Annotated in this window: 14 protein-coding genes; 9 read left to right on the top strand and 5 right to left on the bottom strand. The window is 71.5% G+C overall.

The window, feature by feature from the left end; genetic code table 11:
* From ETD86_RS46850 to ETD86_RS46830, 5 genes are all read left to right on the top strand, one after another.
* On the top strand, positions 1-211 hold a 211-nt coding region (locus ETD86_RS46850), incomplete at its 5' end, for an aldo/keto reductase (protein ID WP_211370746.1).
* Positions 204-500 (top strand): cupin domain-containing protein, encoded by a 297-nt coding sequence (locus tag ETD86_RS46845; RefSeq protein WP_138673092.1) that lies wholly within the window; start codon positions 204-206, stop codon positions 498-500. The genes ETD86_RS46850 and ETD86_RS46845, both read left to right, overlap by 8 nt.
* A complete protein-coding gene (locus tag ETD86_RS46840; RefSeq protein ID WP_138673091.1) occupies positions 497-1,381 on the top strand; it encodes an aldo/keto reductase in 885 nt (294 codons plus the stop codon). Before ETD86_RS46845 ends, ETD86_RS46840 begins: the two co-directional genes overlap by 4 nt.
* A gap of 78 nt (positions 1,382-1,459) precedes the next feature.
* Positions 1,460-1,924, top strand: a complete 465-nt coding sequence (locus ETD86_RS46835) for a hypothetical protein (protein ID WP_138673090.1) — start codon at positions 1,460-1,462, stop codon at positions 1,922-1,924.
* Positions 1,925-2,062: 138 nt separating this feature from the next.
* Positions 2,063-3,808, top strand: coding sequence for a cytochrome c oxidase assembly protein (locus tag ETD86_RS46830; RefSeq protein WP_138673089.1), 1,746 nt, complete (start codon positions 2,063-2,065; stop codon positions 3,806-3,808).
* On the opposite strand, the gene ETD86_RS46825 is transcribed toward ETD86_RS46830, so the two are convergent.
* The 4 genes from ETD86_RS46825 to ETD86_RS46810 all read right to left on the bottom strand — a co-directional run bounded on the left by ETD86_RS46825 (position 3,790) and on the right by ETD86_RS46810 (position 10,057).
* Positions 3,790-5,049, bottom strand: coding sequence for an arginine deiminase (locus tag ETD86_RS46825; protein ID WP_138673088.1), 1,260 nt, complete (start codon positions 5,047-5,049; stop codon positions 3,790-3,792). The two genes, ETD86_RS46830 and ETD86_RS46825, sit on opposite strands and share 19 nt — an antisense overlap.
* 20 nt (positions 5,050-5,069) lie before the next feature.
* Positions 5,070-6,491, bottom strand: coding sequence for a basic amino acid/polyamine antiporter (locus ETD86_RS46820; RefSeq protein ID WP_246149335.1), 1,422 nt, complete (start codon positions 6,489-6,491; stop codon positions 5,070-5,072).
* 137 nt (positions 6,492-6,628) lie between these two features.
* Positions 6,629-8,248: an AbfB domain-containing protein gene (locus ETD86_RS46815; RefSeq protein ID WP_211370744.1), complete on the bottom strand. Its 1,620-nt coding sequence runs from the start codon at positions 8,246-8,248 to the stop codon at positions 6,629-6,631.
* Between the two features lie 78 nt (positions 8,249-8,326).
* Positions 8,327-10,057: an RNA polymerase sigma factor gene (locus tag ETD86_RS46810; protein WP_138673087.1), complete on the bottom strand. Its 1,731-nt coding sequence runs from the start codon at positions 10,055-10,057 to the stop codon at positions 8,327-8,329.
* A gap of 112 nt (positions 10,058-10,169) precedes the next feature.
* On the opposite strand from ETD86_RS46810, the gene ETD86_RS56135 reads away from it, so the two are divergent.
* Positions 10,170-10,310 (top strand): hypothetical protein, encoded by a 141-nt coding sequence (locus ETD86_RS56135; protein ID WP_170223654.1) that lies wholly within the window; start codon positions 10,170-10,172, stop codon positions 10,308-10,310.
* A 134-nt stretch (positions 10,311-10,444) separates the two neighbouring features.
* On the opposite strand, the gene ETD86_RS46805 is transcribed toward ETD86_RS56135, so the two are convergent.
* Positions 10,445-12,007, bottom strand: coding sequence for a hypothetical protein (locus tag ETD86_RS46805; protein ID WP_138673086.1), 1,563 nt, complete (start codon positions 12,005-12,007; stop codon positions 10,445-10,447).
* 63 nt (positions 12,008-12,070) lie between these two features.
* Here ETD86_RS46805 and ETD86_RS46800 point away from each other — a divergent pair, with 63 nt between their 5' ends.
* From ETD86_RS46800 to ETD86_RS46790, 3 genes are all read left to right on the top strand, one after another.
* A complete protein-coding gene (locus ETD86_RS46800) occupies positions 12,071-12,253 on the top strand; it encodes a hypothetical protein (RefSeq protein WP_138673085.1) in 183 nt (60 codons plus the stop codon).
* A 101-nt stretch (positions 12,254-12,354) separates the two neighbouring features.
* The gene (locus ETD86_RS46795; protein WP_138673084.1) at positions 12,355-12,810 is read left to right on the top strand and encodes a hypothetical protein; all 456 of its coding nucleotides are present in this window, start codon (positions 12,355-12,357) and stop codon (positions 12,808-12,810) included.
* A gap of 11 nt (positions 12,811-12,821) precedes the next feature.
* The coding region (locus tag ETD86_RS46790; protein WP_211370743.1) for a hypothetical protein at positions 12,822-13,043 on the top strand (222 nt) is incomplete at its 3' end.

The following is a 13,043-nucleotide window of genomic DNA, read 5'->3' as shown; positions in this document are numbered from 1 at the left end:
GGGCGAGATCGCCGCCGCCCGCGGGCAGACGGTCGCGCAGCTGGCGCTGGCGTGGGCGCTGCGCGACCCGCGGATCACCTCGGTGCTCGTCGGCGCCTCCAGCCCCGAGCAGCTGGAGGCCAACGTGGCCTGCGTGGACCGGCTCGACTTCACCGACGAGGAGCTCATGGCCATCGACCTGGCCGCGAAGGAGGCGGACGTCCATGCGTAGGACCACGCTGGCGGCCATGGGCGCCGGAGTGTCGCTGCCCGGGTACCGGGTCGAGTCCGGGGGCGTCTCGACGTTGCCGCCCGGCCGGATCAGCCACGCCGAAGGCCGCCACACCCATCCGGATCCGGAGATCTTCCTCATCCTCTCCGGCACCGGAAAGATCCACATAAACGGCGAAACTTCGGATTTTGACGGGGGTGACGTGCTCATCGTGGAGGCCGGCGAGGACCATCATCTGGAGGCCGTCTCCGAGGTGGTCACCACGTGGCTGCACTTGGAGCCCGCGTGACCTCGCCTGTCCCGCTCCCCCGCGTCGGCCTGGGCGGAGGCCCGCTCGGCAACTACCTCCACCCCATCTCCGACGCCGCGGCCCAGTCGGTGATGGACACGGCCTGGGAATCCGGCATCCGCTACTACGACACCGCCCCGTTCTACGGGCTCGGCCTGTCGGAGCGGCGCATGGGCCGCGCACTGCGCGAGCACCCCCGTTCGGAGTACGTCCTGTCGACCAAGGTCGGCCGGCTGGTCCGGCCGGGGCCCGGCGACAACGGCGGCTTCGCCGTGCCCGCCGACCGGCACATCGAGTGGGACTTCACCCGTGACGGGGTCATGCGCAGCGTGGAGGAGTCCCTGGACCGCCTCGGCATCGGCCACGTGGACATCCTCTTCATCCACGACCCCGACCGCCACTGGCCCCAGGCGCTCGACGAGGCCTACCCGGCGCTGGCGGACCTGCGTTCCCAGGGCGTGGTACGCGCCGTCGGCGTGGGCATGAACCAGTCGCCCATGCTGGTGGACTTCGTCAAGCAGACCGACCTGGACCTGCTGCTGGCCGCCAACCAGATCACGCTCCTGCGCCGCACGGCGTTCGACGAGCTCCTCCCGCTCTGCCAGGACCGGGACATCCCCGTCATCGCGGCCAGCCTCTTCCACCGCGGGCTCCTGGCCGCCACCGAGCCGCCCGCGGACGCTCCCGCAGAAGTCCACGCGTTCGCCGCGGCGTGCGATCGGCACGACGTCCCGTTGCCGGCCGCGGCTCTGCAGTTCCCGCTGCGGCACCCCGCGGTGCGCACGGTCCTCGTCGGCGCCCACGCCCCAGCCCACGTCACCGCCAACCTTCAGGCCCTGGACCATCCCGTCCCCGCCGCCCTCTGGGACCAGGTGGCCTGATCTCCCGCGGAACCCCACCTTCAGACTGGCTGAAGCTTGAGCTAAGCTTCAGCCAGTCTGAAGGTTAGAGGAGTTCCCATGGATCACGTCCTGCTGTCGGTACACGTGCTCGCCAGCATCGTGTTCGTCGGCGGCTCGGCCGTCGCGGCGAGCCTGTTCCCCCGCTACGCGCCGGTCGCCCCGTTGGCCGACGGGACCGGGGACCCGCCGGGTGAGCGGAGCCCGGCCGTGGCGGCCCTGCTGCACCGCATCACCGGCGGGTACGCCGCCTTCGGCGTCGTCGTCCCCGTCGCCGGGATCGCGCTGGCCCTCCTCCAGGGGCGGATGGGCGAGATCTGGATCAACGTCGCCATGGTCCTCACCGCCGTGGCGGGCGGCCTGCTGGCCACGCAGATCTACCCGCGCCAGCGCGCGGCGCTCCGCACCCCCGATGACGTCGGGAGGTTGCGGACGTTGTCGATGCTCGCCGGCGTCTACAACCTCGTGTGGGCAATCGTCGTGGTCCTCATGATCGTCCGCCCGGGCGCGGCGGCGGAAGCGTGACCTCGTGATCGTCCGCCCGAGTGCGGCGGCGGAAGCGTGACCGGCCCGCGCGCCCGGGCAGCGCGGCGCGACTACGACGGCTGGGCAGGATGACGCCGGGCCGGTGAACCGGCGGGGCGGACGCTGCGTACCCCTCGTATGCGATGGAAGACGGCGTATGCCGGTTTCGCGGTGGGCGTGGGCGTCGTGGTGCTGGTCGCGGTGCTGCGGTTCGGCGGCGGAGCGGGGGCGGCCGAGATTCCCGGGCTGCCCACGGCGGGGCCGCTCACGGACTGGGGAGTGCCGCTGACGCGGTTCCTGCACGTCGTGTGCGCGGTCGCCTGCGTGGGCACGCTGCTGGCCGCCGTGCTGGCCCCCGCCGCGTCGGCGGAGGCCACGCGGTGCCTGCGGGCGGCGGGCTGGTGGGCGCTGGGCTGGGCGTTCACCACGCTGCTGAGCTACGTGCTGACATTGTCGAGCTTCATCCCGATGCCGGTTGCGGATCTGCTCGCCACGCCCGATGAGCTGAACCTCGGGACGCTGCTCCCGCAGACGCGGGCGCTGCTGGTGGTGCTGGGCGTGACGTTCGCGGTGGCGACGGCCACGTTCGTGCGGCGGCTGCCCCGGTGGGTCCCGCTGGGGATCGCCGTCTTCGGGCTGCTGCCGCCCGCCTACGTGGGCCATGCCGCCTCGGCCGCCGACCACGACCTCGCGGTGTCGGCGCTGATGGCGCATCTGGTGGCGGCGTCGTTGTGGGCCGGCGGTTTGGGCGCGATCCTCGTCCACTTCCGCCGCTCGGACGATCTGCCGGTGGTGCTGCCGAGGTTCAGCACGATCGCGTTGTGCTGTTTCGTCGCGGTGGCCTTCTCCGGGCTGGCCGGCGCGTGGGTGCGGCTGGGGGAGCCGGCCGATCTGTGGCGTACCCCCTATGGGGTGCTCCTGCTGGCCAAGGTCGGCACGCTGGCGGTGCTCGGCTGGTTCGGCTGGAACCACCGCCGCAGAACGGTCACGGGCGTCGCCGGCCGCGGGGTACGCGGCACCTTCGTCCGGCTCGCGGCCGGGGAGATCGGCGTGATGGCGGCGGCGATGGGGCTGGCCGTCGGCCTGTCGCGGACGCCGCCGCCGACGGGCGGCGGGGGCGCGGGTCACGGCGCCCTGGAGTACGATCTGGCGCCCTTCTCCCCCGGCGCGCTGATCAGCGAGGTGCGCCCGGACGCGTTGATCATCCTGCTGCTGGCGTTGCCCGCGGCCGGGTATCCGGCCGGCCTGCGCAGGGTCGCGGCATGGCCGTCCGGCCGCACGTTCGCCTGGTACGCCGGGCTGGCGCTGGCCGCTCTGGTGCTGGTCGGCGGGGTGGGCGGCTACGCGCGGGCCATGCTGTCGGTGCAGGCGCTGCAGCATGTCGTGCTCGCCGTCGTCGTTCCCCTGCTGTTGTGCGCGGGCGCGCCGGTCACGCCGGCGGGCAGGACCGCCACCGGCTTCCTCCGGCCGGCCGTCCTGACGATCGCCTACCCCGTGCCGTTCCTGCTGCTCTACGCGACAGGGTGGCTGCCGTGGTCGCTGGACGAGTATGCCGCGCACCTGGCGACCGGGCTGCTGTTCCTCGGGCTCGGCCTGGCGGTGTCGTGGCTGCTGACCGGCGCGGGCGCGTCGCCGTGGGCCGCGCGGGTCCGGCTGCTGACCGTGGTGGCCGGCACGCATCTCGTCGTCGGGACGTACCTGCTGGCGGGGCCGCAGGTCGCGGCGGACTGGTTCATCGTCGCGGGCCCGCCGGGCGCGCCGGACCTCGTCGCCGACCAGCGCCTGGCGGGGGCCGTCTACCTGCTCGTGCCGCTGCTCGCCCTGACGCCGGTGGCGGTGCGGACGGCCGCGCGGGCGCGGGCGGCTCAGATGGCGTCACGTTGAATCGGGCAGGTCATGCAGTGGGTGCCGCCGCGCCCCTTGCCGAGCTCGAAGCCCTCGATCTCGATGACCTCGACGCCGTGCTCGCGGAGCTTGCGGTTGGTGAACTGGTTCTTGTGGTAGCCGACGACGACCCCCGGTGACAGGGCGAAGAAGTTGTTGCCCGAGTCCCACTGCTCCCTGGCCTGCTGGTAGTCGTCACCGCCGGTCGGGACGATGTCCAGCTCGGTCAGGCGCAGCGCGTCGCGCAGGGCGGCCAGCAGGCTGCGGTCGCGGTGCACCTCCAGGGTGCCGCTCTTGTCGCCGGGACGCAGCGAGTAGGTGGTGGCGGACTCCAGGAACGGCGGGTAGGCGCTGGCCTTGTCGACGTCCAGGAACGTGAAGACGGTGTCCAGGTGCATGTAGGAGCGGGACTTGGGGATGTCCACGGCGATCACCCGCTCGGCCGCCCCGGCCGCGAACAACGACAGCGCGATGTGCTCGATGGTGCGCGGGTTGGTGCGTTCGCTGATGCCGATGGCCACCGTCATGTGGCCGATGGGCATCATGTCGCCGCCCTCCATCGCGGCCGCGCCGTAGGACTCCTCGTCGAAGCGCTCGTCCTCGCCGCCGTACGGATACCAGTAGGAGAAGTCCTGATCGGCGAACATGGGGTGGTGGTGGTAGATGGTGGACTGGTTCATCGTCTCCAGCAGGCGGACGTGGTAGAACATCGGGTTCAGCGAGACGCCGCCGTACAACCAGGCCGCCGGGTCGCGCTGGTAGAGCGAGTTGGGCAGCGGCGGCAGGATGAACTCCCGCGGGTCGGCCGAGGCCGCGACCAGGGAGAAGCCGTCCATGTCGGTGATGCCGAACTCCTCCTTCGACAACCCGCCGATCAGGTGGGTGGCCAGCTTGTCGCCGCCCCATCCGGCCAGCGTCTCGCGTACGACGTCGACGAGGGCGGGGCCGACGGTCAGGTGGGTGACGGCCCGCTCGATGGTGTGCTGCTTGGCGTCGAAGCTCGAGTCCAGCGCCTGGGCGAGGAGGTCGTGGTGGTAGTACACCTCGACGCCGCGCTCGCGCATCACCTGGACGAACGCGTCGTGCTCGACCTGGGCCTGTTCCACCCACAGGATGTCGTCGTACAGCAGCGTGTCCCTGTTGCCCGGGGTCAGCCGGCGCAGGCTGAGGTCCGGCCGGTGGACGATGACCTTGCGCAGCGTCCCCACCTCGGAGTGGACGCCGAAGGGCTGGTCGGTCATGCTCGGGTCTCCTTCACGGACTAGATGGTGAGCCATCCCATGGCCAGGCCGGCGATGGCGGCGACGGCCCCGACGACGGTGATGGCGAACAGGACGAGTTCCGCGGGGGAGAACACGCGCATGCCGTGCTCGCGCCTGGTGAGCACGAACAGGATCGTGCCCGGGGCGTAGATGATGCAGGACAGCAGCAGGAACTTCAGACCGGCCGCGACGATGAGGAACGCGGTGTAGAACGTGGCGAGGGCCGCGATCGCCAGATCCTTGCGCCGGCCCCGAGGGTCGGCGTCGTAGGTCTCGCCGCTGACCGCGAGCCGCAGCGCGTAGCCGGCGGCCAGCAGGTAGGGGATCAGGGACAGCGCGCTGGTGAGCTTGAGGGTGAAGGTGAAGGCGTCGTCGGAGAAGATCGTGACGACCAGCACGCAGGTGATGAGCACGCTGGTCATCACCAGGGCCGCGACCGGCACGTTCTGGTGGTTCTCGCGGGTGAGGAAGGCGGGCATGTCCCGGTCCTTGGCGGCGACGAACAACACCTCGGCCGCCATGAGGGTCCAGGCCAGGTACGCGCCCAGCACCGACACGATCAGCCCGATCGAGATGAACGTCGCCCCCCACCGGCCCACCACCGACTCCAGCACGCCGGCCATCGACGGCTGGCGCAGGCCGGCCATCTCCTGCTGCGGCAGCGCGCCGTACGACAAGATGGTCACGGAGGCGAAGAGCGCCAGCACGCCCAGGAAGCCGAGCACGGTCGCGCGTCCCACGTCGGCGCGCCTGCGCGCGTACCGGGAGTAGACGCTGGCGCCCTCCACCCCGAGGAACACGAACACCGTCACGAGCATGGTGGATCTGATCTGCTCGAACAGGCTCTCCGCGCCGCCTCCCAGGTTCGCCGTGAACACCCCGCCCTTGAAGGTGACCGCCAGGATCACCACGAACGTCAGGATGGGCAGCACCTTCGCGACCGTGACGATCTGGTTGATCGTCGCGGCCTCCTTGACGCCGCGCAGGATCATGAAGTGGAAGGCCCACACGCCGATCGCGGACACGACCACCGCCACCAGCGTCGCGCCTTCGCCGAAGGCGGGGACGACCGCGCCGAGGGTGGACTTGATCAGCACCCAGTAGGAGACGTTGCCGACGCACGCGCTCGCCCAGTAGCCGAACGCGGAGAAGAAGCCGGGGAACTGGCCGAACCCGGCCTTGGCGTAGGCGTACACGCCGGCGTCCAGCTGCGGTTTGCGCACGGCCAGCGTCTGGAACACCAGGGCCAGCATGAGCATGCCGACCCCGGCGATGAGCCACGCGACCAGCGTCCCGTAGATGCCGGTGGCCTGGGCGAAGTTACGCGGCAGGGAGAACACCCCGGCCCCGACCATGGACCCGACGACCATCGCGGTCAGCACCGGCAGCGACATCTTGCGTACGGCCTCGGTCGTGGTCACATTCGCGGGCGTACCCGGCTGCAAACGACGAGAGTATCCGTTAACCGTCAAATTCCTCTTTGCCCGGCTGCGCGTCTCTGCCGAGATCACCTCGGGTGGCCCGCTTCCTCCCCCGTGGGAAGCGGGCCACGCGGCGGTCAGGCCGGGCGGAAGGAGCTGTCGGCCCGGAACAGGGCCGTGTCCTCTGCCTTGTCCAGGCGCAGCCGGTCGCCGCGGTGGCGGACGAACCGTCCCGGGTAGTTGACCGACTCCAGCCGCACCGACCCGACGACCGTGCCCCGGCGGGCGTGGAAGGTCACGTCGCGCTTGAACAACGCGGTGCCGTCGTTGGCGTCGAACCTGATCAGGAAGTTCTTGTGCCGCAGGTAGCGGCCTTCCGCATCGACGAGGGAGTATCCCTTCGGGTCGGCCAGGCCGGGCACGACCCGGAGGGTGAGCGCGTCCGATCCCAGCCCGCCGGACTCCGTGATGTACGCCTTCGGGTCGTTGACCGACTCGAACGTCCGCGACACTCCGGTGGCCAGCAGCCCGCCCCCGTCCCCGGCCGTGGCGCGGGTGAAGGTGAGCGTGCCGAAGCCGAGGTGGTCGTACTGGCTGCCGCCGTAGTCTCCGCCACCCCCTTCGGGGGCGACCTTCTTGCTGAACGCCTCGATGCCGGGCACGTCGAGCCCGCGCCGGACGCCGTAGTGGTTGTAGATCATCGCCCAGATCGGATCGACGTGGCCGCGCCCGGCGGCGGAGATCACGGTCTGCTCGCGGGAGGCGCACGTGGTGCCGTTCTTCCACTTGTACGTGGTGAACGGCACGGTCTCGCCCAGGTTGTACCTGGCGACGTACTCGGCGCCCTTCATGAACCGGTTGCCCGCGTACCCGTACAGGTCGATGCCCTGGTTCCAGGCCGTCTCGCAGAACACGCCCATCCAGCCGACGCCGACGGCGCTGTGCCCCTGGTCGCGCCCGCTCTCCTGCCACTGGCCGAGCGTGCCGTTCTCGTGCAGGAACGGCACGGCGTTCATGATGGAGCCGTTGCCCTTGCCGTTCCTGAAGTAGTCCACGGCCTGCTCGATCTTGGCCTGGTCGTCGCAGAGGATGCCGATGGCCAGGATGGAGTTCATGGTGCACAGGTCCCAGTTGGCCCAGTAGTTGCTGATGCAGGCCCCGTTGTGCTCCTTGAGGAACCGGTCGTTCATCGGATAGAAGACCGTGAGCAACATCCTCTTGAAACGCTCGAGGTCGAAGCCGGGGTAGCCGCGCATGATCTCGGCGGCGTTGGCGAACTGCCAGCCCTGGATCCCGGCGGCCAGGTAGCGGTCGGCGTTGCCGGTCAGCGTCTTCAGCGTGCCCGACCAGGCGTTGAGGATGTCGCGAGCGGTGTCGCCGTGGGCCTTCTCGCCGCTGATCTTCCAGCGCAGCGCGTTCTGGTAGGCGGCGGCGATGTCGATGGAGGCCTGGACGTTGTTCTGGCCCGTGCCGCCCCTGATCACCGTCTCGAGCGGGCGCGGCTTCCAGGTGCTCTTGGAACGGCCGTTGGCCACCAGCCTGTCCCAGCCGGCCTTCCACGGCTGGGCTCCGGCGTTCACCTGGGCCCGCATCCGGTCGAAGTCCGCCTGGGTGTGCAGCATGCCGGGGTGCTTGAGCGCCGCGGCGGGCAACACGGCGGCGCCCGCGGATCCGGGCAGCGCGGGCAGCACGGCGGCGCCCGCGCCCACGGTCACGGCCGCTTTCAGCAGGCTCCTGCGGGATGGCTGCGAGGTCATGCGGATCCTTTCCCAGGGGTCATTGGTCACTTTCGTCACAGGAGACACAGCGGTATCTCGCGGATAACACAAATCCGCTCACTGGTTCGTCGAGACCTCGCTCTGCTGCGGGACGAGGGCCGGGTCCGCGGGAGTTCTCCTGGTGACGTACTGCGGGACGGGGGCACGATCGTCGCCGGTGTCGCGGGTCAGGCCGTAGCGGAGGATGACCCTGGCCTGGTCAGGCTTGGCCGAGATGTCGGCCCAGACGTCCGCCCAGGTCTTGGGCATGACGGTGAAGTCGACGTCCGCGCCGCCGCTGTCGTTGTTGTGCAGGGTGACGTTGCCGTCGATGTAGTAGAACTCGTTCTGCCAGATCTGCTGATGGCCGCTGGGCAGCCGGACGTAACCGGTCTCCGGGGAGCCCATCCAGGTGACGCCCGGTGCCTGCTCGTCGTCGAGCCGGCGCCCGCCGCCCGAGGCCACGTGGAACACCTTGCCCTTCAACCCGGTCCAGGTGACGGGCGGGAACGGGCCGGTCCGGTTGCGGTAGAGGACGCCCAAGCGGACCAGGAAGTAGCCCCTTCCGGTGATCGTGAGGTAGTGGCCACGCTTGGTCAGTCCAGGCCCGCCGTGCCGGGCATGCCCGTACTCGCCGGCGAGGGCGACCTGGCCGGCGCGGCGCCGGGGCAGCGGGGCCGGCGGGCGGTTCCTGGGCGGGGGCTGGTCCACCGTGTCGACGGTGCGCCCGTACTGGCTTGCCTGACCGGTGCGCGTCGGCGTCGCGAGCGAGCGCGCCTTCGGCTCGGGCGTCGGAGGACCGGTCGTACGCGGGGCGGTCGCGGGCGACGACGTGGCGATCACCGGTGCGGCCCGTCTGGGGGCCACGTCCTCGGGCGTGATGGTCTGGACGACCACCGCTCCCCCGGCGATCATCGTCGCGCCCGCGGCGGCGACCGCGACGGGCTTGGCCGCCAGCAAGGTGCCGGCCGCCGCTTTGCCCTTGGCCAGCAGGCCGCCCTTCACCACCGGCACGACGGCGGTGCGGGCGAGCTCGAGCAGGCCGATCGCGGTGCCCGCGGGGACGGCCACCAGGCCGATCCCGGCCATCAGCCGGTCCGCCGGCACCAGGTCGGACGCCTGGTCGGTGCACGCCGGGCACTCGCGCACGTGCCGGAACAACCGCTTGCGCCACAGGTCGGACGGCGCGCCGTCCCAGGAGGCCGCCGCCGCGGCCAGCTCCGGACAGGTCGCGGTGAGCGCGCGCACCACAGAGCGGGCGCTCTCCAGCCTGCGCTTGACGCGCTGCACGCGGACGGCGGCGTGCTGCTCGCTCGTGCCCAGCCCGGCGGCCAGCTCGGCCCTGGCGAGCTCCCCCGCGATCTCCAGCCACCACAGCGCGAGCACCTCGCGGTCGTCGGCGTCGAGCCAGCGGGCCGCCTCCGCGGTCTCCCTGCGCTGCCCGGACAGGCCGAGCCGGGTGATCGTGACAGCGGCGAAGTCGGAGCCGGGGTCCGCCAGGCCCAGGGCCTCGTCGAGGGCGGACAGGGTGGTGACCGTGGCCCGCCGCCACTCCCGCACCTGGTTCATGGCGATGGCGACCAGCCACGATCGGAAGCTCTCCGGGTCGCGCAGCCCGGCCAGGCCGGCCACGACCCTGGCCATCGTCTCCTGGACGACGTCGTCCACATCCGGGTGGCCGTTCATGGCGCGGCCGGCGATGTTGTACACGAGCGGCAGGTGGCTCCTGACCAGCTCGTCGATGGCGCCGCGATCGCCGGCGCGGGCCGCGCGCACCGTTTCGACCTCGTACGTCGGCCGTGCGTACATCCATCACCTCGATCCGGAGCCTCCGCAGCTCCGGACAGGAGACGGGAGAGTCACCACTCACATAACACAAAACATAAATTGTTCCATTTGTCGCTTATGATCGGGTACGACCTTGATCGGCCACCGGGTCGGCCGGCGTCCTCATGACCGCGCGAGCCGGCTCGGCCGGATCCTGCCCGGCAGCCTGCTCGTCCAGGAGGCCGTCCCGCAGGAGCGCCGCCAGCCGGGCCGCTGCCGGGCGAAGCCGACGTAGACGCCTCGAGATCCTGGATCCGCTCGATGGCGGGCGCATATCAGCCCGCACGAGGACGCCACGGGGCACCGCGGCATCCCGCGGCAGTACGGCCCGTTCGGATGTTCACGCTGGCGGGCCGGCTCCTGGACGGTCTACCTGCCGGCGTGCTGGACGAGCTGCGGCGGAGAACCCCACCGGGTATGCGCGTCATGGCCGAGCTCGCCCGCACCGCCGACCGCCGCCGGTCGGCCCGCCTGCGGCACTGACGACGCGAGGGGCAGGTACGCCTGCCACGTCCCGGGCCGCGCCCCCGGCAACGGCCGCCTCTCCCAGCCCTCCAGGAACGGTGCGGCGGCGTGCCGGCCCTCGTCGACGGCGACCACCTGCTTGCCAGCGCTCTGAGCGGCGCGTATCGGGGCGGGCGCCGCCGACTGCTGCGGCCAGCGCAGGACCGTGTGCGACTCGCAGCCCACCCGGTAGGCGATCATCGCCGCGTGCTCGCCGTAGACCAGGCAGGGCGGGCGCAGGTCCAGGCCGCTCAAGGCGCGCGCGACCTCCACGTCGGCCTGGCGCTTGGCCAGCCGGGGGGCGACGACCTTGTCCAGCGTGAGCCCTTGCAAGGCGAACTGGGCGAGGAGACCGGCGGTCAGGAGGCCGGCGAGGACAGGGCGGAACGGCCGCTCCGCCAGCCGGAGGACGCCGTACGCGATCGGCAGCGCCAGCAGCGCGTACGCCGGGAGCAGGAAGCGGGGCGCCGCGTAGCCGACCAGGAAGACATAGGGCGCGCCCATCAGCAGGCCGGCGACGGCAGGCAGGGCGCAGGCGGCGAGGTGCCCGCGCCGCCGGGCCGCGTACAGGCCGAGGAGGACGAGGACGGGGATCGTGCTCGCCCACAGCAGCCAGGGCAGCGGGATGGGCCCGCAGTGCGCCGGAGGCCGGCAGAGCAGCGGGCCGTTGAGCGCGCGGACGTGTTCGAGCAGGGAGACATGCAGGCCGGTCTCGTTCGCCGCCCCCGCGGCCTGCCAGCGGGCGGCGAACCCGCCGAAGCGCACGTACGCCTCGGCGATCCAGTCCGCCCAGCCCACGACCAGGCCCGCGACCAGCGCGGCCCCTACCCTGACCCGCCGCCACGCCGGCCAGGCGAGCGCCGCCGCCAGCGCGAGGACGAGCCACAGGCTGTCGGGCGGGCGCAGCAGGCCCACCGCGGCCACGCTCAGCGCCAGCCCGGCCACCGGGCCGCGCCCGCTGCCCGATCGCACGCAGAGCAGGAAGCAGCCGACCGCGGCCACCGCGCCGAACGCCACCCACAGGTTCGGCATGGCCTGCCCGCCGTAGAACAACGCCAGCCACAAGGACGCGAACAGCAGGGCCGCGAGCGGCGCCACCGCCCCGGCACGCACCCGCGACCAGATCCTGAACGACGCGTACAGCGCCAGGGCGGACAGCAGGCAGAGGTAGACCCGCAGCGCCTCCGTGGACGAGGTGACCAGCACCACCGGGGCGACCAGCCACGTGATCCCCCGGGCGCGCGGCGCGATGAAGTCGGCCGCCGGCGCGCGCGGATCCACCTGGCTGACATAGATCGACTCGTCCCACCCCAACCCCATCCCAGGGGTGACGAAGATCAGTTGCACGATCCCGTAGCAGCAGGCCACGAGGATCAGCAGTGTCCGCCACGGGTCGGCACGCAGCCACGACGCGCTGAGAAATGCCACCGGCCTTTCCTAGCGCGGGCCGCTCCGAGCGGGCGGCCACCTGGCCGATAGCTTTCCGAACGTATGCACATCCGTGAAGGTCAGCCCCGCCGGGCCGACATCCCAGCCCGGGCAGCTCGCGGCCACCGCATCGTGCCCCCGATCCGCGCTCTCGCCCTCGTCGACGTGGCCGGGACGCCGACGCTGATCAGCGCGGGCGACGAAGGGCTCCAGGCGGTCACCTTCCCCGGGTCCTTCCCGGGCTGACTTCCGGGCGCCAAGTCCGTTCCAAGTCGCCCACCATTCCTCCCCAAGTGGCGCTCCCTACCGTGGCACGCGAAAACCCGGTCTTGAGAGGGGAGGGCGTTGTGAGAAACGTCTACAAGGTCTTGGCCTACCTGGTCGCCATTGAGGTGGCCGTGCAGGCGGCGGTCATGGTCTGGGGTGACGCCGGGATGGGCAAGTGGATCGACGAGGGCGGCGTGCTCGACAAGACGCTCGGCGAGAGCGGCGAAATGCCGTTCCCCGAGTTCATGGGCCTCATCATCCACGCCTTCAACGGGATGATCGCCATCCCCGTCATCGCGCTGCTCCTGCTGATCAGCTCGTTCTGGGCGAAGGTGCCCGGAGCGGGGAAGGCGGCCGGCCTGGTGCTGCTGCTCGTCGCTCTGCAGGTCACGTTCGGCATCCTCGGCCACAACATTCCGCTGGTGGGCGCCGTGCACGGACTCAACGCGCTGCTGCTGTTCACCGCGGCGCTGTACGCGGCACGTCGTGGCGCGGCCGTTCGCGTTCAGGAGCCGCAGTTCGCGGCTCGCGGGTGACGGAGCGTCCCATGCTTCGCGATCGCCGGAACGGTGGCCGCGTCCGCCTCGTCGTCGCGTGTGCCTCGACCATGGCCGTGCTGGGGCCGCTGATCTGGTTGTGGCAGAACAGCCTGCTGCCGGAGACGTACTCGGTCATGGACATGGGACACGTGGACTACGGGGGCGGGCCGCGCGGCGCCATGGAGCATTCGGGGGGAGGCGCGTCCGCGCACGGGGGGCACGCGGTGGCC

Origin of the sequence: Nonomuraea turkmeniaca, from assembly GCF_005889735.1 — a bacterium.
In the GTDB taxonomy this organism is placed as follows: domain Bacteria; phylum Actinomycetota; class Actinomycetes; order Streptosporangiales; family Streptosporangiaceae; genus Nonomuraea; species Nonomuraea turkmeniaca.
The sequence above is the reverse complement of the archived record's forward strand: the minus strand, read 5'-3'. Positions and strand labels throughout refer to the sequence as shown.